This is a genomic window from Bacillus sp. PPSBB_11 (genome assembly GCF_038023285.1).
Classification (GTDB): domain Bacteria; phylum Bacillota; class Bacilli; order Bacillales; family Bacillaceae; genus Bacillus; species Bacillus altitudinis.
In genome coordinates, this window is record NZ_CP150633.1 from 2,855,766 (window position 1) to 2,878,751 (window position 22,986).

The following is a 22,986-nucleotide window of genomic DNA, read 5'->3' on the forward strand; positions in this document are numbered from 1 at the left end:
TCCGCCTTTTTATTTTGATTGATGCCAAACGGACTTGATTGTCTCATGAAAGACGAACAATATAAAGAGGTAAAACGGGATCAAACGGAGAAAATGTAGTAGAATAAGAACAGCTAAGAGAAGAGAATATCAAGCAGTAGAAATAGACGTTAGGAAGAGGATTATATGTTAAAGAGAATGCTAAAATCGTATGACTACTCATTATTGTTCGCCATTATATTAATTAGCGCATTCGGCTTGGTGATGGTGTATAGCTCAAGTATGATTACATCTGTGATCAGATATGATGCTGCGCCAGATAATTTTTTCAAGAAACAGCTTTTATTTATGATTGTCGGGGCGGTCATCTTGATTTTTACAGCCCTCATTCCGTATCAGCTGCTCTTAAATAAAAGATTCCAAATTGTGATGCTTTTGCTATCTGTGTTTTCTCTCATTTATGTGTACTTTGGCGGTCACATTGCAGGGAATGCTAGAAGTTGGATCAAATTTGGGCCTTTTAGTCTTCAGCCAGCGGAATTCGTGAAGATCGTTGTCATCATTTATCTTGCTGCTGTCTATGCAAAGAAGCAGCATTATATTGACCATATTTTAAGAGGGGTTACACCTCCAATTGTGGTTGTCTCCATCCTATGCGGATTTATTATTTTGCAGCCAGACTATGGGACAGCTTTTATCATTGGTATGATTGCCCTTGCGATGATTTTATGCTCAGGGTTTAGCGGTAAAACGCTGGCCAAGCTGCTCGCTTTATTTAGTGCGGTGATGGTTGTTGTGACACCGTTTATTATTCTTTTTTGGGATAAAATTTTCACGCAGAATCGTCTTGGACGTTTTGAGAGTTTCCAAGATCCATTTAAAGACGCAGGCGCTTCTGGGCATCAATTGATTAATTCATATTATGCGATTGGATCAGGCGGCTTTTTTGGTCTTGGTCTTGGAGAGAGTGTACAAAAGTATGGATACCTTCCAGAACCGCATACAGATTTTATCATGGCAATTATCTCGGAAGAGCTTGGTTTTTTCGGTGTATTTTTTGTCCTTGCTCTCCTTGGCTTTATTGTCGTGAAAGGTTTTTACATTGCGAGAAAGTGTGAAGATCCGTTTGGAAGTTTGCTTGCAATAGGAATTTCTTCAATGATTGCCATCCAAACGTGTATTAATTTGGGCGGTGTTTCAGGGCTCATTCCGATCACTGGGGTCACACTTCCGTTTATCAGCTACGGGGGATCCTCTATCATTTTATTAAGTGGATGTATGGGAATATTGCTGAATATCAGCATGTTCACTGAATATAAAGAGCGTTATAAAAAGAAAAAATCAATCAGCAAACCATCGATTCAAAAAAATGGATTGCAGAAAACTTTGAATCTTTAGAAAACAAAAGTGTACAGTTTTCATTTCTTCCTTTATTATAGAGTACATATAAAATTTTAAGGGATATGGAGGAGTGAGAATGTCACAGAGAACAATTCAAAAGGTTCTAGTTGCAAACAGAGGGGAAATCGCTATCAGAGTCTTTAGGGCCTGTACGGAGCTCAACTTACGTACAGTGGCCATTTACTCCAAAGAAGACTCGGGCTCTTATCATCGCTATAAAGCCGATGAAGCATATCTAGTTGGAGAAGGGAAAAAGCCGATTGATGCCTACCTTGATATCGAGGGGATCATCGAAATTGCAAAACGAAATGACGTGGATGCGATTCATCCAGGATACGGATTTTTATCTGAAAACATTCATTTTGCAAGACGATGCGAAGAGGAAGGCATCCAATTCATCGGCCCAACTTCTCAACATTTAGATATGTTTGGAGATAAAGTAAAAGCGAGAGATGAAGCGAAAAAAGCTGGAATTCCAGTCATTCCAGGAAGTGACGGGCCAGTTGATTCGGTCAAAGAAGTCGAAAAATTCGGTGAAGAATACGGTTACCCGTTTATTATTAAAGCTTCACTTGGAGGCGGCGGCCGAGGTATGCGGATTGTCAGATCAAAAGAGGAGCTGAACGAAGCCTATGACCGTGCAAAGTCAGAGGCGAAAGCGGCCTTTGGAAATGACGAAGTATACGTTGAAAAGCTGATTGAAAATCCGAAACATATTGAAGTGCAGGTGATTGGAGACAATCACGGCAATATCATTCATTTATATGAGCGTGACTGCTCTGTTCAAAGGCGTCATCAAAAAGTCATTGAGGTTGCACCAAGTGTGTCCCTGTCAGATCAATTGCGTGAAAACATCTGTGAAGCGGCTGTTCAGCTGGCCCAGAATGTATCATATATCAATGCAGGGACTGTAGAATTCCTAGTGGCAAATGGGGAGTTTTATTTTATTGAAGTCAATCCTAGGGTCCAAGTGGAACACACGATCACAGAAATGATCACAGGTGTCGATATCGTCCAAACCCAAATTCTTGTCGCAAAAGGACACGACCTCCACAGCAAAGAAGTCGGGATACCAAAACAAGAAGATATCTTTACACATGGATTTGCCATTCAATCAAGGGTCACAACAGAAGATCCTTTGAATGACTTCATGCCAGATACAGGAAAAATCATGGCTTACCGTTCAGGCGGTGGTTTTGGAGTACGTCTTGATACAGGAAACAGCTTCCAAGGTGCGGTGATTACACCTTATTACGATTCACTGTTGGTCAAGCTGTCTACTTGGGCACTTACATTCGATCAAGCTGCGGCTAAAATGGTCCGAAATTTACAAGAATTCAGGATTCGTGGCATTAAAACAAATATCCCGTTTCTTGAAAACGTTGCAAAGCACGAGAAGTTTCTAAGAGGGGAATATGATACATCGTTTATTGATTCAACACCAGAGCTATTTAACTTCCCTAAGCAAAAAGACCGCGGAACGAAAATGCTTACTTATATTGGTAACGTTACCATTAATGGGTTCCCTGGTATTTCGGAAAATAAGAAGCCTCATTTTGATAAACCAAATGTGCCGAAACTTGCTGTCCATGAAACGATTCCTTCTGGAACAAAACAATTGTTAGACAAGCATGGACCTGAGGGGCTCGCCAATTGGGTGAAAGAGCAAAGCAGTGTACTTTTAACGGATACAACTTTTAGAGACGCACATCAATCCCTGCTTGCAACACGCTTTAGAACACACGACTTAAAGAAAGTTGCGCAGCCAACAGCAGGTTTATGGCCAGAGTTATTCAGTATGGAAATGTGGGGCGGCGCTACATTTGATGTGGCATATCGTTTCTTGAAAGAAGATCCTTGGGAAAGATTGAAAGAGCTTCGTCAAGAAGTGCCAAACACTTTGTTCCAAATGCTATTAAGATCATCAAACGCTGTCGGATATACAAACTATGCGGATAATGTGATTAAAGCATTTGTAAAGGAATCGGCAGAGGCAGGCATTGACGTCTTCCGTATTTTCGACAGTCTAAACTGGGTCAAAGGTATGACGCTTGCCATTGATTCTGTTCGTGAATCCGGCAAAGTGGCAGAGGCAGCGATTTGTTATACAGGTGATATTCTTGATCCATCACGTCCGAAATATGATTTGAAATATTATGTCTCTCTTGCGAAGGAGCTTGAATCCGCAGGCGCTCATATTTTAGGCATTAAAGATATGGCGGGATTATTAAAACCGCAGGCGGCTTATGAACTTGTATCTGCTCTAAAAGACGAGCTCACGATTCCAATCCATCTTCATACACACGATACGAGTGGAAATGGACTCTTCACCTATGCAAGAGCGATTGATGCAGGTGTTGATATTGTTGATGTTGCAGTCAGCTCTATGGCGGGGCTCACATCACAACCAAGTGCGAGCTCATTATATTATGCTTTAGACGGACATGAAAGAAAGCCCGAAATGAATGTTCAAGCGGTTGAACGTCTTTCTCAATATTGGGATTCCGTCAGAAAATATTACCATGAGTTTGAAAGCGGAATGAATTCACCGCATACAGAAATTTATGAGCATGAAATGCCTGGTGGCCAGTATAGTAACCTGCAACAGCAGGCGAAAGGGGTCGGCCTTGGCGACCGCTGGAATGAAGTAAAAGAAATGTACAGACGTGTAAATGACATGTTTGGTGACATTGTGAAAGTGACACCGTCTTCTAAAGTGGTCGGAGATATGGCACTTTATATGGTGCAAAACGATCTGACAGAAGAGGATGTTTATGAAAAAGGAGCAACACTGGATTTCCCAGATTCGGTTGTTGAATTGTTTAAAGGCTATTTAGGACAGCCTCATGGCGGATTCCCAGAAAAATTGCAAAAGCTGATTTTAAAAGGGGAGGAGCCGCTTACTGTCAGACCAGGTGAGAAACTGAAACCAGTGGACTTTGAAGAAATCAAAAAGCAGTTCAAAGAATCGCATGACTTGACGTTAACAGAACAAGATGCCATTGCATATGCTTTATACCCGAAAGTCTTTTCTGAATTTGTTCAAACAGCAGAAAGCTATGGAGACATCTCTGTTCTTGACACACCAACCTTCTTCTACGGCATGAGACTTGGTGAAGAAATTGAGGTAGAAATTGAAAAAGGGAAAACCCTCATTGTCAAACTCGTGTCAATTGGAGAACCGAATCCGGACGCTACAAGAGTGCTTTACTTTGAGCTGAATGGACAACCGCGTGAAGTGGTCATTAAGGATGAAAGCATCAAATCCTCCGTTCAAGAAAAAATGAAGGCAGATCGCTCAAATCCAAATCACATTGCGGCATCGATGCCAGGCACTGTGATCAAAGTGCTTGTTGAAAAAGGACAGAAAATTTCTCAAGGTGAGCATTTGATGATCAATGAAGCGATGAAGATGGAAACGACGGTACAAGCACCGTTCTCAGCAGTCGTGGATGAAATTCATGTCACGAATGGAGAAGGGATTCAAACTGGAGATCTGTTGATTGTCTTAAAGCCTGAATAATGAGTGAGACACATCCATTTGGATGTGTCTTTTTTTGAGCGCATTAAAATGTGCAGCCGGCCGATAGAGTGATTACACTATAGAATGAGGTGAAGAAAGAGTGGAAATTGTCGTGATTTGGTTTCGCCGAGATATGCGATTGGATGATCATATCGCCTTATCAAAAGCGATCACATATGCAAAAAAACATCAGTACCGATTATTTGCTTTTTATCATCTAGATCCGTTTTTTACAGAAATGGAACTGGATTTGAACAACGAACATTTCTTTCAAAACTTGGCCAATTTCGTCAAGGAAGCGAGAGAATCTCAGATGTATGTTCATCTCATTCATGATGATATTTTGTTCGCTTTTCAAAAGCTCCTGGATGCTTATGACATCAATGCGGTCTTTTTTAATGAGGATGAAGTAGGAAATGGTCGAATACGTGATGAGCAAGTGACCCGTTTCTTAGAAGAAAAGGGCATTCATGTGTCAAAGTGGCAAGATACGCATCTGCATGGGGCGAGAGATATTTTAAAAGCGGATGGGTCTCATTATCAAGTGTTTACTCCATACTATCAAGCTTGGAGGAAGCAGGAGAAGCAGTCTGTGATAAAAGTTGACAAATCATTTCTGAGCAGCAAGCATACGATTTGTGATGAGTCACTTTCTGAAAAGGGAGATGCGAAACTAAGGGACATCATTAAGAAATGTACAAGGAAATTCGATCAGATTGGGTCAGACAAAGCGAGAAGCACGCTAGGCGGCTTTATTCAAGAAAGATTGACGCGTTATCATGAGAAACGAGATATTCCGTCTGTTTTTGGGACGAGCAAGCTGTCTCGGTTCTTAAAAACCGGGACCATTTCTATTCGCACAATCTTTCATGCGGTCAATGAGGAAGAACTTGTTAAAGATGAGGGCAAGGAAACATTTATCAAAGAGCTGGCATGGCGTGATTTTTATCATATGATCTTTGCGCATTATCCAGAGATGAAAGAAAAAGAAATCAACGCCTCCTTTCAACATATAAAATGGAATGATGATGAGACACTTTTTGAAGCTTGGTGTAAAGGACAAACAGGCTTCCCGCTCGTTGACGCTGGGATGAGACAGTTAAATGAAGAAGGGTGGATGCATAACCGTTTGAGAATGGTGACGGCTTCATTCCTGACAAAAGATTATCTCATCGATTGGAGAATGGGCGAAGCGTATTTTGCGAGAAAACTTGTCGACTATGATGAGGCTTCGAATATTGGAGGATTTCAGTGGGCAGCCTCCGTCGGAACGGATGCTGTTCCTTACTTCCGTATTTTTAACCCAACGACCCAGTCGAAACGATTTGATCCAAGCGGAGAATATATTAGAAGGTATGTGCCAGAACTTAAGCATGTGAATGAAAAATGGATTCATGAACCGAGTAAAATGCCGATAGATGATCAAATGAAATCGGGATGTGTGCTGGGGGATACATATCCTCTGCCTACAGTCGATCATCAAGAAAGACGGAAAAAAGCCATTTCGCTATTTGAAGAAGCGAAACAAACATAAAAGAAATCCCCCTTTTCGGATGAAAGGGGGATTGTATGTTTATCTGAAAGGCTCTCTATTTTCATATTTAAACCGGGCAATGAGTAAGCAGAAGTAGCATAGTACCCCAAACAAACAAGAAATAAAGAATGAATGAGCAAGCGCATAACCGAGTGCGAGCTGAGAATAAACAGACATGACACCAGAAATCGCTTGAAGTGTAATCAGAATGGCTGAAATGATCCATCCATAATACAGCTGCTTTTGTTCTTTATAATGTTTAAGGGCATGGAACATCGCAACAAATATCCAAACGAATAAAAGAAGGGCTGCTGCTCGGTGAGACATTTGAACCCATTGATTAAAATACGCTGGAAGTGCGCCGTCTTTTGAACAAAATGGGAAGACAGAGCATGCAAGACTTGATTTTGTATGTCTCACATAGGCGCCCGTATACACCACAATATACGTATATGTGATCAACCCATAAATATGGAACTGCATTCTTTTGCCGATATGAAGCGGCTTCACAAGCTTTGTTTCAGATCTGGTGGCTTCAAACACAAGCAGTGCCAGTAGTAAAATGGAAGCAAAAGAAATCAGTGAAATACCGAAGTGCAGTGCCATGACAAGTGCGTTAGAACCAAACACAACGGCGAGTGCCCCTAACAGCGCTTGAAGCAGTAAGAATATAATGGACATGATGACCAAAAATTTGGTTTCACGGAATACTGGACTGATTTTTTTCCAGCATAAGACCGCCAGTGCCAATACAAGAATGGTGGAAACTCCTGTTGACATGCGGTGGCTCCATTCGATAATGGAAGCAGGGTTCATTTCTGGAAAGAAACGACCGTGGCAAAGGGGCCACTGTCTGCCGCAGCCAAGACCGGAGCCAGTTTTCGTCACAAGCGCACCGCCAATCAGAACGATCAGCATCACAAATGTTGTGACAACGCTCAATAACCTTAAAGCAAATTTCATCAAATGATTTCACCTTCTCTAAATAACTTCTGATCTAAATGAAAACCTCACATGTTCTCAAGTTTAAGCCAAATGCGTGTTCTGTTGCAATTCATAATGACCAAAGTTCACAAAAAAATGATATGTTAGTTCACAAAGTTTACAGATTTAGAGTGCTTGATCTTTCTTTGACAGTCTGATAGAAATAGAGGAGAGAATATTTCATTTTGCACCGCCTTCTGAAACGCACATCCTAATAAATTCACGAAAAGTTCACAAATAACTTCAAGTTTGTCGTTTATTATTTAATAGGATGTTTTTTTACAGCTCTTTATCTTGTATGATAGAGTTGTAACGATTTTACGTTTTATTCGTTCGTTTGAAGGTTTGGGCAAGGGAGGTTATACACATTGGCAAATTCCAAAACAGCCGCGGAAGCAGCTATTCATGGACAAATAGAAGAAACAACCGCTTTAAAAGATTTTCTTGCTCTTATTAAAATGGGCATCGTCAATTCCAATTTCATTACAACATTTACTGGAATGTGGCTTGCTTTTTATTTTACAGATATGAGTTTCCTTGGGAATCTTGATATTGTGCTGTTAACAATGATTGGTTCTTCTCTTATTATTGCCGGTTCATGCGCCATTAATAATGCGTTTGACCGTGATATTGATATACTAATGGAAAGAACAAAAACAAGACCGACGGTGACAGGTAAAGTTCAGCCAGGTCAAGCGTATGCATTTGGTATTCTGCTTGTTGTACTTGGACTGATTATGCTTCTGATGACAACTGTTACATCAGCAGTGATTGGATTTATCGGTGTCTTTACTTATGCAGTTCTATACACGATGTGGTCTAAACGCCATTACACCATTAATACAGTCATTGGGAGTGTATCTGGTGCGGTTCCGCCATTAATTGGCTGGACAGCTGTTACAGGCACCATCGACACAACGGCTTGGGTCCTGTTTATGATTATGTTCATCTGGCAAATTCCACATTTCTTATCACTTGCGATTAAGAAAACGGAAGATTACCGCAAAGCAGGTATTCCAATGCTGCCAGTTGTTTACGGCTTTGAAGTCACAAAACGCCAAATCATCATTTGGACAGCATGTCTTCTTCCGCTTCCATTTTTCTTAGGTGGATTAGGATGGCCGATTGTCGCACTTGGCACATTGCTGAACATTGGATGGCTCGTCATTGGTCTTATGGGCTTTAAAATGAAAGATATCATGAAGTGGTCAACACTCATGTTCGTTTATTCATTAAACTACTTAACGATCTTTTTCGTTGCGATGATTATTATCACACTATTCTAGAGTGAAATACACTTTGATCACATCAAAACAATGGCTATATCTTATAACACAACATTTTCTTACAACTATGAAAGCCGCCTGATATTCAGTTCTATTTAGGCGGCTTTCTGTTTATACATAGATGGTATTTTGAGTAAAAACATCATTTTTTTATGAAAAGAGGAAATGTAAGTGCTTTTATAAGAGGCGGGGGTTATTGATGGGTGAAAGGTGATTTTATAAATAAGAGGTAAAAGCGAAAGGCAAAGGAGATCAAGCAAAAGGGGTTGGGACAAATTATGATAAGAAAATGGCGTGTTTATTCACTGTTTCTTTTACTGACGCTCGTTTTGGCGGGCTGCGGTGAACCATACTTATCAACACTCAAGCCAGTTGGGGAAGTAGCAGATAAACAGTTTTTCCTAACGGTACTGAGTACACTTATTATGGTTCTTGTCGTTATTGTTGTATCGATCATTTTCTTTTACGTCATCATTAAATTCAAACGTTCTAAAGTGGGAGAAGATACGATTCCTAAACAGGTAGAAGGGAACCGTAACCTCGAAATTACGTGGACAGCGATTCCGATACTTCTACTCATTATTCTCGTTGTACCTGTTGTGGCATACACGCTTGAGCTAGGGGATACAAGCGCTATGGATAAGAAAAAACGAGATCCTGAAAAAACACTTGTTGTGAATGTAAGAGCCAGCTTATATTGGTGGGAATTTGAATACCCTGATTATGGGATTGTGACAAGTCAGGAATTGATTGTTCCAACTGATCAAAAGGTTTATTTTAAGCTGAAAGCATCTGATGTGAAACACTCATTCTGGATTCCATCAGCTGGGGGTAAAATTGATACAAATACAGACAACGAGAACAAGTTTTATTTAACATTTGACTCAAAACGAACGAAAGATGCTGGAGAATATTTCTATGGGAAATGTGCAGAGCTTTGTGGTCCATCACATGCTTTAATGGACTTTAAAGTTAAAACGCTTTCTCAAGATGAGTTTTTAGGCTGGACGAAAAAGATGACAGATTATAAAAAGCCTGCATCTACGTCAGATCTAGCCCTTGAGGGTGAAAAACTCTTTAAAGAGAAAAACTGTTTAAGTTGTCACGCGGTAGAGCCTGGAGATGAACGACCAGAGGCGGCAAGGACTGCACCAAACCTTGCAACCTTCGGAGAGCGGACAAAAGTAGCTGGAATTAAAGACATGAACAAAGAAAATGTCAAAGCATGGCTGAAAGATCCAGAGAGCTTTAAACCAGGTAATAAGATGACAGGGACGTACCCTAAACTAAATGATTCAGAAGCAGATGCACTCTACGAGTATTTAAAAGGTCTTAAAATACAGTAAATGCCTTGAGCAGCTTGAAGTTGCGCACATTCAAAAGGGTATACGATCTATGTGAAGTTTTTGTTAAGAGCTCCCGAATAAGTCTCTACATCCAAGAATAAGTCATCTGTCAGATATAGTCTGTTTTTAGAACGTGAAGATAGACATTGATATGAAAAGGGGCAAATGGGAGATAAGAGGGGGATTTCATGGTGAGTACAATAGCTAAAAAGCGGGGGTTTGGCGCTGTCTTATGGGATTACTTAACGACGGTTGACCACAAAAAAATTGCCATACTATATTTAGTGGCAGGGGGATTTTTCTTTTTAATTGGTGGCCTGGAAGCGATGATTATCCGTATTCAGCTAGCCATCCCTGAAAATGATTTTGTGAGTGCAGGGTTTTACAATGAAGTCATGACGATGCATGGAACAACGATGATTTTCCTTGCAGCAATGCCGCTTTTATTTGCATTAATGAACGCGGTTGTACCCATTCAAATTGGTGCACGTGACGTAGCGTTTCCATTTGTGAATTCACTTGGTTTTTGGTTGTTCTTTTTCGGAGGAATTTTCTTAAACCTTGGATGGTTTATGGGCGGAGCACCTGATGCAGGCTGGACTGCCTATGCGTCGCTCACGCTGAATTCAGAAGGGCACGGCATGGATTTCTATATTTTAGGGTTGCAGATAGCGGGTATTGGTACGCTAATTGCCGGAATCAACTTTCTTGCAACGATTATTAATATGAGAGCGCCAGGTATGACGTATATGAGAATGCCGCTCTTTACCTGGACGACGTTTGTGGCATCTGCACTAATTTTATTCGCATTCCCGCCGCTGACAGCAGGACTTGCGATGCTGATGCTTGATCGAATGTTTGATACGAGCTTTTTTAATCCAGAGCTCGGCGGAAATACAATCATCTGGGAGCATTTGTTCTGGATTTTTGGACACCCAGAAGTGTATATCTTGATTTTGCCGGCATTTGGGATTTTCTCTGAGATCATTCCGGTGTTTGCAAGAAAAAGATTGTTTGGTTATTCGTCCATGGTGTTTGCGACTGTATTAATTGGTTTCCTTGGATTCATGGTGTGGGCGCATCACATGTTCACAACAGGACTTGGTCCAATTGCCAATGCGATCTTTGCCGTAGCCACAATGGCGATTGCGGTGCCAACTGGAATTAAAGTATTTAACTGGTTGCTCACCATATGGGGCGGTAATGTGAAGTTTACAACGCCGATGCTATATTCAGTTGCGTTCATTCCGTCATTCTTACTTGGCGGTGTAACCGGCGTCATGCTTGCAGCAGCAGCAGCGGATTATCAGTTCCATGACACGTACTTTGTTGTGGCGCATTTCCACTATGTCATTATCGGTGGTGTGGTCTTCGGTATTTTAGCTGGTGTGCATTATTGGTGGCCGAAGATGTTTGGGAAAATACTGAATGAGAAGCTTGGGAAAATTGGCTTTGTGCTGTTTTTCGTCGGTTTCCATTTAACGTTCTTTATCCAGCATTTTCTCGGTCTTTGGGGCATGCCGCGCCGAGTCTTTACATTCTTGCCAGGTCAGGGTCTAGACCTTGGGAACTTGGTCAGTACGATTGGGGCACTGTTCATGTTTGTAGCAGTTGTGATCATGCTGATTAATATCATCTGGACGACAGCAAAAGGAGAGCGTGTATCGGGCGATCCTTGGGGAGATGGAAGAACGCTTGAATGGGCAGTATCTTCACCTCCGCCAGAATATAACTTTAAGCAGCTGCCTCTTGTACGGGGACTTGATCCATTATGGATTGAGAAAATGGATGGTAAAAAAGGAATGACAGCATCTGAACCGCTCGATGATATTCACATGCCGAATAATTCCATCTTGCCTATCATTATCTCATTCGGTCTATTTGTGTCAGCGTTTGGTTTTATGTATCGTCAAGAACACAGCTGGGGTCTACCGGTGATCTTCATTGGTCTTGGGATCACGTTTGCGACCATGCTCGTTCGCTCTCTTAAAGATGATCATGGATACCATATTCACAAAGAAGATTTGACGGATGACGATGACAAAGGGGTGAAAGCATAATGGAACCACAAAAAATGACAGCGGAAACCTTTCCGGCTTCTCCTGAGAAAGCCACGTTAGAAGGAAAGAATAAGTTCGTCGGGTTCTGGTTGTTTCTTGGGGGAGAAACGGTCCTGTTTGCATCTTTGTTTGCCACTTATTTGGCGCTGAAAAATTCAAATGCAGGCGGCGCAACAACAACTGAAATGTTTGACCTCACACTTGTCTTTATTGCCACAATGCTTCTGTTAACGAGCAGTTTAACGAGTGTGTATGCTATGTATCATATGAAAAACTTTGCCTTTAAAAAAATGCAGCTTTGGCTAGGTGTAACCGTTCTTTTAGGTGCTGGATTTTTAGGGGTAGAAATTTATGAGTTTTATCATTATGTGCATGCGTATGAATTTACCATTACGAGCTCTGCACTTGGCTCTTCCTTCTATACGCTTGTTGGAACACACGGGGCTCACGTCGCATTTGGACTTTGCTGGATCACCGCTCTGATGATTCGGAATATGAGACGCGGACTCGATTTATACAATGCACCAAAATATTATGTGGCGAGCCTTTATTGGCACTTCATTGATGTTGTGTGGGTCTTCATCTTTACCGTTGTATATTTAATGGGAATGGTGGGATAAGAATGGGAAATAAAAACACAAATCAGTCCAAAGTCGATCTTGTCTATCGGAAAAAGAAAAATGCCGAAGAAATGAAGCATCAGCTCATTTCTTTCGGCTTGATGATTGGTTTAACGTTTGTTGCCTTTTTAACAATCGCCTCTGAAGATGTCGGAAATTGGTTCGCTGTCCCTTTTATTTTACTGCTTGCAGTGATTCAGGTAGCTTTTCAGCTTTATTATTTTATGCACATGAACCAAAAAGGGCATGAAACACCCGCGTTGTTTCTTTACTCAGGTGTGTTTGTCGCGTTTATTACCGTTTTAGCCTTTTTGACCATTATTTGGTGGTAAGCTCGCTTTGCCCTTGAAGGAGGCGCAGCAATGGAAAACTTAGAGATATTTGGATTTCGTGCATTATGGAGTCCTTACTATTTGACATGTATTGTAGCAGCAGCCGCTTTTTATCTGCTTCTCGTGACGAAGGGAAAGCACCGTGCGACGGTGAAAGAGAAAACGCTGTTTCTCACGGGGCTTGTGTTGCTTTATGCAGTGAAGGGGAGCCCGATTGATTTAATGGGGCATATTATGTTCAGTGCGCATATGGCGCAAATGGCAGTGCTCTATTTGGTCATCCCGCCGCTTCTTATTACAGGTTTACCTGCGGCGATTTGGGAGCGGATCATTCAAACATCGGGTATTCAGCCGATTTTTCGCTTGTTTTCTAAGCCGTTGATTGCCTTGCTCGGATTTAATGGGTTGTTTTCGCTGTATCATATTCCACTTGTGTTCGATTTTGTTAAAACAGATCCGTTTTATCACGCATTGATGACGGTTGTCATTTTTATCGCTGCCTTTTTCATGTGGTGGCCGCTTGTCCATAAAGTGCAAAGTCAGCCGCAGATTACAGGCATTTTAAAGCTTGGATATATTATGGCAGATGGGATTTTAATGACACCTGCCTGCGCACTCATTATGTTTAGTGAAGCGCCTATCTATGCCACTTATTCAGATGCCGGCGCATGGATACAAGCACTGCACCTATGCGTACCGAGTGATATGCTTGCTGGTCTTGCGCTTACGGGACCTGACATGTTTCATACATTGCCGCTGCTAGAAGATCAGCAGCTAGGTGCTATTTTGATGAAAATCATTCAAGAGATTGTATACGGATCGATTCTTGCTGTTGTCTTCTTTGACTGGGCGAGAAAAGAAAGAGCGAAAGATGCTGTACCAGATGCGCTCATTCCGAAATATGAATAAATGAAAAGCACAGCCGCAGGGGCTGTGCTTTTTATGCTTCAGCAGTTATCGCTTCTAGTTTTTCTTTTAATTGGTTCAGCGTTTTTTTGCTTGATTGAATAAGAGATTTAGGGAAATCTTCGCCTTCTCCATATTCAACACCATGTGGATAATAGTGTTTTCCAAGTAAAGGTGTCAGCAGCTGGATGTGGGCTTTTTTGGAGCCAACATCTCCCTCAGTGGCGTAGCCAGAGATCCGTAAGTAAAACGTCCCCTCTACCATGTTATACTTCCTGTCGTACGTCACACGCTCATAATCCCATTGATCGGCTCGTACAAATCCTTCACTTTCCATAATGAAATCCAATTTATTTAAGTCAGCTGATACCTTCTCAATCCCCGTACCTTCAAACTTCACCCAAAACCCCTCCTTATAAAAATTCCCTTTACTGACAATCATAGTATGAAAGCGTTAAACTTTCAACTGTGAAAGGTATGTTCTTTTATAAGCTGGTTACAGTAATAAAGAAAATAACGGATGGAGGAATCAACGTGAAAACGAAAAAAATCAAAGATATCATGACGAAAAAAGTAGTGACGTTGCAAAAGGACGACAATGCGTATGAAGCGGCAGTCAAAATGAAAGATGCTGACATTGGTGCCATTCCAGTAGTCGACGGAGATCAGCTTGTTGGTATTGTCACAGACCGCGACCTTGTACTTAGAGGTATTGCTGAGAAAAAGCCGAACTCACAAGAGGTTGGTGCCATCATGACGAAGGAAGTTTTGACAGCTGAAGAAGATGCAACCCTAGAAGAAATTGTCCGGTTGATGTCAGAACATCAGCTCCGCCGTATCCCGGTTGTCAAAAATGGGGCACTCACAGGAATCGTAGCCCTTGGGGATTTATCAGTTGAAGATTTATCAAACGATCGTGCAGGTGATGCTCTAACGGAGATCTCTCAACAAGACCAGGATCATGGCCAAGGATTTCTTCATTAGGAGGGGCATATTTTAAATTCGTGTTAAATAGGCTGTATTGTCGTTGATAAATGGAGCAAGTTTTGTTTAAATGACAGTAGAAGGTACTTTTTGTACCTTGCCAATTTAACGGAGGTGTTTATTTGAAAACTGTGCTGAAAACACTCTTCATCCTCCTGATTATATCTGGAACGTACGTTCTGTTTATTCAATATGGATCTTCACCAGAAAAAGAAAACAGCAATGAGCCGAAGGTGTCTAATGAAGAAACATCTAGCGATAAGCCGATCAACATTCCGAAAAAAGGTCTCATGTCCTTTATGGGGAAGTCTTCAAACGAAGTGCTTAAACAGCTAGGGGAACCAGATCGCATTGATCCTTCCGCATATGATTATGACTGGTGGATATACAATCAATCGAAGAAACACTATATTCAAGTAGGGGTAAAGGACAGTAAAGTGGTGACCTTGTTTGCGACAGGGGATGGGCTGAATGTTGAGCCGTTTAAAATCGGTCAAGCCACAAGTGAAGTGTTTAAAAAAACACAAATCGCTCCTTACATTCATGTAGAGGACGAGGGAAATTCATATCGCTTTGAATTCTCAGAAGATGATATGAATACCAGGCCGACGGTGAAAGTGGGAGATGATGTGTATGTCCAGCTCTACATGGATAAGTTTGAAAGCACTCTTTCGAGCATTCGAGCCTTTAATGCAGATACATTTGTCAAACAAAAGCCGTATGAAGTCGTTTATCGAGGTCAATTAATTGAACCTGAGGCGATATCAGGCGAAAAGTGGAAGGATATTGAAGCGTCGAGTCAAAAACAAATTTTTGATATGACCAATATTATCCGCCATAAGTACAAACTGCCGACCTTAAAGTGGGACGATGAAACCTCTGAAGTGGCATTCATGCATAGTGAGGACATGAAGGATCATCATTATTTCTCCCATGAATCTAAAAAATACGGCACGCTGAAAGACCGGTTAGAAAGAGGCGAGGTCGCATTTCAGCTTGCGGGGGAAAACATTGCGTATAATTATGTTGATGGCCCTGCAGCTGTAGAAGGCTGGCTGAATAGCGAAGGTCACCGGAAGGCATTGTTAAATCAAGATTACACGCACCTTGGCGTTGGTGTGAAAGAAAAGTATTATACACAAAACTTCATTAAGAAAACGTCTTAATCCTCTAAACAGCTGCGCACAGATAGCGGCTGTTTTTTTATGAAAAGGGCTCACCAAAATAGACCCAGATGTATATAGTATAGTAGGCATTTGTATGGGGGGTGAGGATATGACAAATAAGCAAAAGCAAACATCCATTGATGAATTTAAACAGTTCGTCAGACGCCATCCGAATTTAATTCAAGAAGTGCAGACGCAAGAAAAAAGCTGGCAAAGTTTATACGAGAATTGGGTCATGTTTGGTGAGGAAGATGACATGTGGTCTCCTTACCGGCAAACACAAACGGAAGAAGCAAAAGAAGAAAAAGCCGCTAAGCAAAGTGAACCGGGAAAAGCAGATTTTATGTCTAAAATGGTTTCTGCAGTGAAAAAAATGGACGCTGATCAAATGAATGAACAAATTAATAAAATGAGCCAGTCTATTTCCTCTTTACAAAGCTTACTCGGTCAATTTTCATCAAATGGCTCAAAGAAGGGTTCATCTGGAGGCAGCCAGCACCCATTCTCCTTCAGGAAAGATTAATTGAAAGGGGATGCTTTTGGTGCGGAGAGAAGTACAAGAGTTTGTCATGGCCGAAGAGGATCGAATCAAATTCATCAGGCAGCGCCCACTCTGGTATAGACAGTTAACGCGGCATCCTGAAAATGTCACTTCGTTTGAATTAGATAAAATGAACTTTTACGAAAAAACCATTCCTCATCGTGTGAGCCAGTTGAGCAATAGTGTCCAAATGGCTGAAATGATGATCCAGATGTTCCAAGCAATGCGCAATCAAAATGGAGCCGGGTGAGGCTTTTTTTGAGTTGATTAAGATGTCTATTTCATGAGCATCCTATGAAAGTAGACGAAAGGAGAATCAGAACATGAAATGGATGCTGTCAATATGCGCATTGCTTTTTCTTCTCACCGGATGTCAAAGTCAACATGATCAAGAGCAAGTAACTAGGCAAGAACCAGCAGTACCAGTCATGCAGCAGACGCAAAGTGAAATGAAGCAGCAAGGCTTTTTAAAATACAAAGTGCAGGGATCTGTTGTGTATATAGAAAGTACACTTCAAGATTTTCACCTTGAACCTTCACCACTGAAAAAGGATAAGAAGGCGGGGTATTTTACTGTGTATGTAGACGGGAAACGGGCAGGCAATGAGTATACTGCGGCGTTTGTGGTCAAGCACCTTTCAAAAGGAAAGCATAAAATGACCGTTGTGCTAAATTCTCGTCACCCTGAATATAAGCAGAAAAGAGAGACGTGGGATGTATTTGTCACGTAAAAGCATTTTCTGATCCATAGGTTTCGTGGTAAACTATGAATTGGAGGTGCAACATTTATGTATGCGACAATTGAATTCGTGGAGCTCCAAGAGGAAGCAAATCAATTGGCTGCCATGATTCTTCAGTCGGAGGAGGCTGAACATTACCGCAACTGCTTTAAGCGTCTCCAGCAAGACGAAGAAGCCCAACAAATTATTGCCCATTTTACAAAAGTAAAAGAGCAATATGAAGATGTGCAGCGGTTCGGCAAATACCATCCGGACTATAGAACGATCTCAAAAGAAATGCGTGAGGTCAAAAGAAAGCTAGATCTTCACGATACAGTGGTTGATTTCAAAAAAGCAGAAACAGCGATTCAATCCATCTTAGATGAGATTAGTATTGAAATCGGTCAAGCTGTATCAGCATATATTAAAGTTCCAACAGGGAACCCATATTTTGATGGTCTATCATCATGCGGCGGTGGCTGTGGATCAGGAGGCAGCTGTGGCTGTAAAGTATCTTGACGAGACTTGAACGTCTCGTCTTTTACATAATGAACGGAAAGAATTGAAAAGCGGCAGGTGAAAAGATGGATACCAAACGTCAAGGGATGGTCGTTTGGCTGCATTCGTTAAAGCAGTCAAAAGCGCTAAGGAAATTTGGGAATGTTCACTATATTTCAAGGAAAATGAAATATGCAGTGATTTATTGTGATATGAATGATCTTGAGCGCCACATGGCAAAGCTCAGTTCATTGCCATTTGTAAAACGTGTTGAGCCTTCCTATAAACCTTTTATTAAATTAGAGTACGAATCGAAATTGGACAAAGCAAAAGAGTATGATTATAAGGTGGGCTTTTAAAGACACAAAAAAACCCCCGCGGCATCACCCGCGGGGTCCTTCTATTCTTAATGATTCATTAAGGAGAAGGCAAAGGGAGAGGAGAAACCGGAGGAAGAACTTATGGGGAAACGTAAGTCTTCTCCGCGGTTGGCAACAGCACCACATCAGATGCTGTTAACAGTAGTATGACCCTCTCTTTTGTGATCTATACATAGAAAATGAATGGAATTCAGTGCATTGTCCCATGTGGAGTGGATATGGTAAGATAATGTTGAATTTTTTGTCATCAAACAATATTCAATAGATGCAAGCAGAAAAAGTGGTGGAAAAATGAGAGTGATTTCTGGAACAAAAAAAGGCCGCACGCTGAAAGCCGTACCCGGCCAATCAACAAGACCAACAACAGATAAAGTAAAAGAATCCATTTTTAATATGATTGGACCGTATTTTGATGGGGGATGGGCCCTTGATTTATTTGCTGGAAGTGGTGGTTTAGGTATTGAAGCGCTTTCTAGAGGGTTCGATCATTGTATATTTGTGGATCGAGATATGAAGGCGATTCAGACGATTAAAGGCAACTTGAATCAATTGTCGCTGATGGATCAAAGTGAAGTGTTTCGAAATGATGCAAACCGTGCACTCGCTGCTGTAGTGAAGCGAGAAGAATCTTTTCAAGCCATCTTCCTTGATCCGCCGTATAAAGATCAAAAGTTGAAAGCACTTCTTGATACGATTGATGAGCATTCCTTATTAGCAGATGATGGCGTCATTGTGTGTGAGCACGATAAAGATGTGACACTGCCAGAGGAAGCAGGACAGCTACATATCTCAAGGCAGGAAATGTACGGAATGACTGGCATTACGATCTATAGAAAGCGGGGAAATTAAAGCATGGGGAATATAGCCGTTTGTCCGGGTAGCTTCGATCCAGTCACATTGGGCCATTTGGATATTATCAAAAGAGGGGCAAAGATTTTTGATGAAGTATATGTGTGCGTCCTTAATAACTCGTCAAAAAAGCCGCTTTTTACTGTTGAAGAGCGATGTGAACTCATTCGTCAAGCAACAAAGGAGCTACCAAATATCAAAGTGGAATCCTTTCATGGACTGCTCGTTGATTATGCGAAACAAAAAGAGGCGAAAGTCATTTTGCGCGGACTTAGAGCGGTGACGGACTTTGAATACGAGATGCAAGGGACATCAATGAACAAAGTGTTGAATGATGACATTGAAACGTTCTTTATGATGACGAATAATCAATACTCTTTCTTAAGTTCAAGCATTGTTAAAGAAGTAGCGAAGTATCATGGATCAGTCAAAGAGCTTGTACCGCAAGAGGTCGAAGCTGCGCTGAAAGAAAAATTTAATGGATGAGTGCACTGTGCACTCATCCATTTTTTAATTTCTGATAATAGAGCGCAATATACACGATCAGACTGAACAAGGTGATGAGAGGACCAGCAGATACAAGCTGATTCCATAACACGCTGCTAAACATCACGACTTGCTCGCTTGCTTCAAATGCCCCTGCTGGAAGCGCCATGTCTGCTTTAGAGACGTAAAGGGGTTTGAATAACAGAAAGGCAAAGACGGCTGCGTAAATACCGTGAAGCAAACGGGCGAAGAAAAACGGTTTAAAGCGTATATCGGTGGCTGCCAATATCCCAGCTACCTGAGCTTGAACGGAGAATCCGCTAAATCCTAAAATAAAGCTGACCACAATTGTTTTAGCGAGCAGGGAAACCTCTTGTGACCCTGTGAGCTGACTTCCTAATGTGATTTCAAATAGACCCGCAATCATGGCTAGATCTAATTCTGGCGGAAGATGCATCGTTATCAGTATATAACCGATCCCGATAGAGAGAAGATCTGTTACATGCACAACAGCGAGCATTTGACTAAAGACAGAAAATAAAATGATAAAGCCGCCAATCATAAAGAGCGTTTGAACAGATGACATGACAGCGTCACTTAATATTTGGCCAAGTGGTCTTTTTTCTGCGAGTCTTGCCGTATGAAGAGCGCTGAATGCTTCTCGAATTGGAGGCAATAAAAATCCTTTTCGGCTTCTGAGGTGCGCATCATGACGTGCTTTATATCCGCGCATCGTCACCCCAACCGCGAGATTTCCTAAATAATGCGCACAGGCTAACACAATGCCTAAAGCTGGGTGATGAAAAAATCCTACAGCCACTGCTCCAAAAATGAACAAAGGGTTTGAAGAATTGGTAAATGACACAAGGCGTTCTGCTTCAATTCTTGTCAGCTGTCCTTCCTGCCGAAGTCTTGTCGTCAATTTAGCGCCAGAAGGAAAACCAGAGGCCATTCCCATCGCTAGTACAAATCCGCCGACACCAGGCACCCGAAAGATAGGCCGCATAAATGGCTCTAATAATACGCCGACAAATCTGACAATCCCGAAACTGATTAATAGCTCGGACAAAATAAAAAAAGGTAGCAGCGATGGAAAAACCACTTCCCACCACATTGCAAGTCCATTTTTCGATGCTTGCAAAGAGGCTTGTGGATGTGTAATCACAGTGGCTGTTAAAAAGATAAAAAAAGCAGCGATGAACAGAGTGTTCCATTTTTTCATGGAGATGTCGCCCCTTGCCGTTATAATCTATTGGCGAGCTCGTGATTAAAGAAAAAGAGATGCTAGCCGAGCCTGTCTTCTATTACTATACGATGAGAAGGGGCATGTTTAGACCTATAGATTCGTATATATGCATAGAAAGAGGAGGGTGGATTCATGAAACGACCGATTATCGGGCTTGCGCTGGGCTCCGGGGGTGCCAGAGGGATGGCGCATATCGGGGTTTTATCTAGTCTTGAGAAACAAGGAATTCAGGTGGATATGATCGCAGGAAGCAGTATTGGTGCTCTTGTGGGGAGCTTTTATGCGGCAGGACAAGACGTAGAAAAAATGAAAAAACTTGCACTTGTCTTCAGAAGAAAGTATTATGCTGACTATACACTGCCAAAAATCGGTCTGTTAAAAGGAAATCGAATTTTGCAGCTGATTCACACGTTTACATATGGGAAGAATATTGAAGAAATGCGCGTGCCTCTTGCGATTGTTGCCTGTGACCTTCAGACAGGGGAGAAGGTTGTGTTCAAAGAAGGGTCTGTCTCACAAGCAGTCAGGGCAAGCATTAGCATTCCGGGTGTGTTTGTTCCGCATGAAATAGGCGGCAGGCAATTGGTGGATGGAGCGGTAGTGGACCGCATTCCTGTCTCTGTTCTCAAAGAAATGGGGGCAGATCTCATTATCGCCTCTGATGTATCAAGGGTGAAAAAAACAGAAAAGGCAACGAGATTATCGGATGTCATTATGCAAAGTTTGGACATCCTTCAAAATGAATTGGTTCGTCACCAAACCATTCATGCAGATCTCATGATTCGGCCGAAGCTCGAGACCTTTAGCTCTAGTGCGTTTACACAGGTTCAAGAAATGATTGAAGCAGGTGAACTCGCCGCCGACCAACTAAGAGAAAAACTGAAAGATGTCATTGATAAATGGGAGTGTTAATCGAATGAAAAAATTAAATATTCGCTGGCTCAGCTTTTTTGCTGTTGTTCTAGTCTTATTTGGCTTAACTTTTGTGAAACTGCCCTATTACGTCACAAAGCCAGGTGATGCAACAGAAATTGCGCCACACATTCAAGTAGACGGAGGATATGGCGAGAAGGGCAGCTTTTCTCTTATGACCATTAAAGTAGGTCCAGCCAATCCATATACGTATTTGCTTGCAAAAATGAACAAGTATGACGAAATCGTTCCAGAAGAAAATATTAAAGCGGACGGAGAGTCTGATGAGGATTATATGAAACGGCAGCTGCAGCTCATGAAAAGTTCTCAAGAAAATGCGATGATTGCCGCTTATACAAAAGCAGGGAAAAAAGTAGATTATACGTTTAATGGGATATATGCGAGCTATGTGATGAAAGGAATGCCTGCATATGGGAAGATTGAAGTGGGCGATAAGATCAAAAGCGTCGACGGCCGTACATATGAGTCAGCAGATAAAATGGTTTCGTATATTAGCAGTAAAAAAGCAGGCACTGCTGTCCGTTTTGTACTTGAACGTAATGGCAAAGAAATCACGCAGAACGTGACGTTAAAACCATTTAAAGAAGAGCCAAAACGAGTGGGAATTGGCGTATCACTATTTACAGACCGTCATGTGAAAGTATCTCCTTCTGTGAAAGTGGATATTGAAAACATCGGCGGTCCATCAGCTGGTTTAATGATGTCACTTGAAATTTACAATCAGCTGACAAAAGAAGATGAAACACACGGCTATGCGATCGCAGGAACTGGAACGATTGATGCAGATGGTACAGTCGGACCGATTGGTGGAATTGATCAAAAGGTTGTTGCAGCAGACAAAGCAGGGAAAGACATCTTCTTTGCACCGAATGATAAAGGTGACCCAAACTCTGACTACAAAAATGCAGTCAAAACAGCAAAAGATATTAAAAGTGATATGAAAATCGTTCCTGTGGATACCATGCAGGACGCACTAAACTATTTAAACAAATTAAAAGAGAAAGCATCATAAAAAAGAGCAGCCTGCAAATTGAAGTGCACCCCAAATATTAGACACAGTCTAACATTTGGAGGTGCTTTTCTTTTGGCTAAATTTACAATTGAAGATAAAATCAAAGCTGTAAAACGATACCTCATTGACCGCGAACCCCTGCTTGGAATTGCAAAACAGATTGGCGTGCACAAAAGCATACTTCAATATTGGGTCAGAAAG

Annotated in this window: 23 protein-coding genes; 20 read left to right on the forward strand and 3 right to left on the reverse strand. The window is 41.6% G+C overall.

Translation table 11 applies throughout. The annotated features are described in order from the left end of the window. The first annotated feature begins 165 nt into the window (after nucleotides 1–165). The 3 genes from ftsW (at nucleotide 166) to V7L95_RS14010 (ending at nucleotide 6,437) form a co-directional block, all read left to right on the forward strand. Nucleotides 166–1,377 (forward strand): putative lipid II flippase FtsW, encoded by a 1,212-nt coding sequence (ftsW, locus tag V7L95_RS14000; protein WP_008345051.1) that lies wholly within the window; start codon nucleotides 166–168, stop codon nucleotides 1,375–1,377. A gap of 79 nt (nucleotides 1,378–1,456) precedes the next feature. Then, nucleotides 1,457–4,903 (forward strand): pyruvate carboxylase, encoded by a 3,447-nt coding sequence (gene pyc / locus V7L95_RS14005; RefSeq protein WP_025207282.1) that lies wholly within the window; start codon nucleotides 1,457–1,459, stop codon nucleotides 4,901–4,903. A gap of 100 nt (nucleotides 4,904–5,003) precedes the next feature. Next, nucleotides 5,004–6,437 carry a deoxyribodipyrimidine photo-lyase gene (locus V7L95_RS14010; protein WP_340966917.1) on the forward strand — a complete coding sequence of 478 codons (1,434 nt, stop codon included), beginning with the start codon at nucleotides 5,004–5,006 and terminating at the stop codon, nucleotides 6,435–6,437. Between the two features lie 39 nt (nucleotides 6,438–6,476). Here the strand turns inward: V7L95_RS14010 and V7L95_RS14015 are convergent, their stop codons facing one another. Then, nucleotides 6,477–7,400, reverse strand: coding sequence for a heme A synthase (locus tag V7L95_RS14015; protein WP_008345045.1), 924 nt, complete (start codon nucleotides 7,398–7,400; stop codon nucleotides 6,477–6,479). Between the two features lie 389 nt (nucleotides 7,401–7,789). Between V7L95_RS14015 and cyoE the strand changes: the two genes are divergently transcribed. The 6 genes from cyoE to ctaG all read left to right on the forward strand — a co-directional run bounded on the left by cyoE (nucleotide 7,790) and on the right by ctaG (nucleotide 13,974). Then, nucleotides 7,790–8,707 (forward strand): heme o synthase, encoded by a 918-nt coding sequence (gene cyoE, locus V7L95_RS14020; RefSeq protein WP_007499825.1) that lies wholly within the window; start codon nucleotides 7,790–7,792, stop codon nucleotides 8,705–8,707. A 278-nt stretch (nucleotides 8,708–8,985) separates the two neighbouring features. Further along, a complete protein-coding gene (gene coxB, locus V7L95_RS14025) occupies nucleotides 8,986–10,053 on the forward strand; it encodes a cytochrome c oxidase subunit II (protein ID WP_039168612.1) in 1,068 nt (355 codons plus the stop codon). Nucleotides 10,054–10,241: 188 nt separating this feature from the next. Further along, complete coding sequence (gene ctaD / locus V7L95_RS14030) at nucleotides 10,242–12,113, forward strand: cytochrome c oxidase subunit I (RefSeq protein WP_007499823.1); 1,872 nt, start codon at nucleotides 10,242–10,244, stop codon at nucleotides 12,111–12,113. After that, complete coding sequence (gene ctaE, locus V7L95_RS14035; protein ID WP_089374148.1) at nucleotides 12,110–12,733, forward strand: cytochrome c oxidase subunit III; 624 nt, start codon at nucleotides 12,110–12,112, stop codon at nucleotides 12,731–12,733. The genes ctaD and ctaE overlap by 4 nt, the downstream gene beginning before the upstream one ends. Before the next feature lie 2 nt (nucleotides 12,734–12,735). Beyond that, nucleotides 12,736–13,065: a cytochrome c oxidase subunit IVB gene (ctaF, locus tag V7L95_RS14040; protein WP_003211520.1), complete on the forward strand. Its 330-nt coding sequence runs from the start codon at nucleotides 12,736–12,738 to the stop codon at nucleotides 13,063–13,065. Nucleotides 13,066–13,095: 30 nt separating this feature from the next. Beyond that, a complete protein-coding gene (ctaG, locus tag V7L95_RS14045; protein WP_254505770.1) occupies nucleotides 13,096–13,974 on the forward strand; it encodes a cytochrome c oxidase assembly factor CtaG in 879 nt (292 codons plus the stop codon). A 31-nt stretch (nucleotides 13,975–14,005) separates the two neighbouring features. On the opposite strand, the gene V7L95_RS14050 is transcribed toward ctaG, so the two are convergent. Then, nucleotides 14,006–14,371: a YugN family protein gene (locus V7L95_RS14050; RefSeq protein WP_008345035.1), complete on the reverse strand. Its 366-nt coding sequence runs from the start codon at nucleotides 14,369–14,371 to the stop codon at nucleotides 14,006–14,008. 161 nt (nucleotides 14,372–14,532) lie between these two features. Here V7L95_RS14050 and V7L95_RS14055 point away from each other — a divergent pair, with 161 nt between their 5' ends. From V7L95_RS14055 to coaD, 9 genes are all read left to right on the forward strand, one after another. Further along, complete coding sequence (locus tag V7L95_RS14055; protein ID WP_034646433.1) at nucleotides 14,533–14,955, forward strand: CBS domain-containing protein; 423 nt, start codon at nucleotides 14,533–14,535, stop codon at nucleotides 14,953–14,955. Between the two features lie 122 nt (nucleotides 14,956–15,077). Then, the gene (locus V7L95_RS14060) at nucleotides 15,078–16,121 is read left to right on the forward strand and encodes a CAP domain-containing protein (protein WP_008345031.1); all 1,044 of its coding nucleotides are present in this window, start codon (nucleotides 15,078–15,080) and stop codon (nucleotides 16,119–16,121) included. Nucleotides 16,122–16,230: 109 nt separating this feature from the next. Then, nucleotides 16,231–16,644 (forward strand): YlbD family protein, encoded by a 414-nt coding sequence (locus V7L95_RS14065; protein ID WP_017359377.1) that lies wholly within the window; start codon nucleotides 16,231–16,233, stop codon nucleotides 16,642–16,644. Between the two features lie 19 nt (nucleotides 16,645–16,663). Next, complete coding sequence (locus V7L95_RS14070) at nucleotides 16,664–16,912, forward strand: YlbE-like family protein (RefSeq protein WP_017359376.1); 249 nt, start codon at nucleotides 16,664–16,666, stop codon at nucleotides 16,910–16,912. A gap of 73 nt (nucleotides 16,913–16,985) precedes the next feature. Continuing rightward, a complete protein-coding gene (locus tag V7L95_RS14075; RefSeq protein WP_007499810.1) occupies nucleotides 16,986–17,393 on the forward strand; it encodes a hypothetical protein in 408 nt (135 codons plus the stop codon). Nucleotides 17,394–17,450: 57 nt separating this feature from the next. Further along, nucleotides 17,451–17,900: a YlbF family regulator gene (locus V7L95_RS14080; RefSeq protein ID WP_017359375.1), complete on the forward strand. Its 450-nt coding sequence runs from the start codon at nucleotides 17,451–17,453 to the stop codon at nucleotides 17,898–17,900. Between the two features lie 65 nt (nucleotides 17,901–17,965). After that, complete coding sequence (locus tag V7L95_RS14085) at nucleotides 17,966–18,238, forward strand: YlbG family protein (RefSeq protein ID WP_008345023.1); 273 nt, start codon at nucleotides 17,966–17,968, stop codon at nucleotides 18,236–18,238. A gap of 312 nt (nucleotides 18,239–18,550) precedes the next feature. After that, the gene (gene rsmD / locus V7L95_RS14090) at nucleotides 18,551–19,108 is read left to right on the forward strand and encodes a 16S rRNA (guanine(966)-N(2))-methyltransferase RsmD (RefSeq protein WP_007499805.1); all 558 of its coding nucleotides are present in this window, start codon (nucleotides 18,551–18,553) and stop codon (nucleotides 19,106–19,108) included. A 3-nt stretch (nucleotides 19,109–19,111) separates the two neighbouring features. Next, nucleotides 19,112–19,594, forward strand: a complete 483-nt coding sequence (gene coaD, locus V7L95_RS14095) for a pantetheine-phosphate adenylyltransferase (RefSeq protein ID WP_007499803.1) — start codon at nucleotides 19,112–19,114, stop codon at nucleotides 19,592–19,594. Nucleotides 19,595–19,607: 13 nt separating this feature from the next. Here coaD and ylbJ read toward each other — a convergent pair whose 3' ends face one another. After that, the gene (ylbJ, locus tag V7L95_RS14100; protein WP_017367185.1) at nucleotides 19,608–20,816 is read right to left on the reverse strand and encodes a sporulation integral membrane protein YlbJ; all 1,209 of its coding nucleotides are present in this window, start codon (nucleotides 20,814–20,816) and stop codon (nucleotides 19,608–19,610) included. A 156-nt stretch (nucleotides 20,817–20,972) separates the two neighbouring features. On the opposite strand from ylbJ, the gene V7L95_RS14105 reads away from it, so the two are divergent. Further along, nucleotides 20,973–21,752 carry a patatin-like phospholipase family protein gene (locus V7L95_RS14105; RefSeq protein WP_008345016.1) on the forward strand — a complete coding sequence of 260 codons (780 nt, stop codon included), beginning with the start codon at nucleotides 20,973–20,975 and terminating at the stop codon, nucleotides 21,750–21,752. Between the two features lie 4 nt (nucleotides 21,753–21,756). Further along, nucleotides 21,757–22,785, forward strand: coding sequence for a SepM family pheromone-processing serine protease (locus V7L95_RS14110; protein ID WP_270108063.1), 1,029 nt, complete (start codon nucleotides 21,757–21,759; stop codon nucleotides 22,783–22,785). Nucleotides 22,786–22,986 lie beyond the last annotated feature (201 nt).

Coding starts and splice junctions, on each gene's coding strand:
- V7L95_RS14075 (WP_007499810.1), top strand. CDS start 16,986: ATGAAATGGATGCTGTCAATATGCGCATTGCTTTTTCTTCTCACCGGA.
- V7L95_RS14055 (WP_034646433.1), top strand. CDS start 14,533: ATGACGAAAAAAGTAGTGACGTTGCAAAAGGACGACAATGCGTATGAA.
- coxB (WP_039168612.1), top strand. CDS start 8,986: ATGATAAGAAAATGGCGTGTTTATTCACTGTTTCTTTTACTGACGCTC.
- ylbJ (WP_017367185.1), bottom strand. CDS start 20,816: ATGAAAAAATGGAACACTCTGTTCATCGCTGCTTTTTTTATCTTTTTA.
- ctaD (WP_007499823.1), top strand. CDS start 10,242: ATGGTGAGTACAATAGCTAAAAAGCGGGGGTTTGGCGCTGTCTTATGG.
- coaD (WP_007499803.1), top strand. CDS start 19,112: ATGGGGAATATAGCCGTTTGTCCGGGTAGCTTCGATCCAGTCACATTG.
- pyc (WP_025207282.1), top strand. CDS start 1,457: ATGTCACAGAGAACAATTCAAAAGGTTCTAGTTGCAAACAGAGGGGAA.
- ctaF (WP_003211520.1), top strand. CDS start 12,736: ATGGGAAATAAAAACACAAATCAGTCCAAAGTCGATCTTGTCTATCGG.
- V7L95_RS14085 (WP_008345023.1), top strand. CDS start 17,966: ATGGATACCAAACGTCAAGGGATGGTCGTTTGGCTGCATTCGTTAAAG.
- V7L95_RS14110 (WP_270108063.1), top strand. CDS start 21,757: ATGAAAAAATTAAATATTCGCTGGCTCAGCTTTTTTGCTGTTGTTCTA.
- V7L95_RS14065 (WP_017359377.1), top strand. CDS start 16,231: ATGACAAATAAGCAAAAGCAAACATCCATTGATGAATTTAAACAGTTC.
- ctaG (WP_254505770.1), top strand. CDS start 13,096: ATGGAAAACTTAGAGATATTTGGATTTCGTGCATTATGGAGTCCTTAC.
- ftsW (WP_008345051.1), top strand. CDS start 166: ATGTTAAAGAGAATGCTAAAATCGTATGACTACTCATTATTGTTCGCC.
- V7L95_RS14015 (WP_008345045.1), bottom strand. CDS start 7,400: ATGAAATTTGCTTTAAGGTTATTGAGCGTTGTCACAACATTTGTGATG.
- V7L95_RS14105 (WP_008345016.1), top strand. CDS start 20,973: ATGAAACGACCGATTATCGGGCTTGCGCTGGGCTCCGGGGGTGCCAGA.
- V7L95_RS14080 (WP_017359375.1), top strand. CDS start 17,451: ATGTATGCGACAATTGAATTCGTGGAGCTCCAAGAGGAAGCAAATCAA.
- rsmD (WP_007499805.1), top strand. CDS start 18,551: ATGAGAGTGATTTCTGGAACAAAAAAAGGCCGCACGCTGAAAGCCGTA.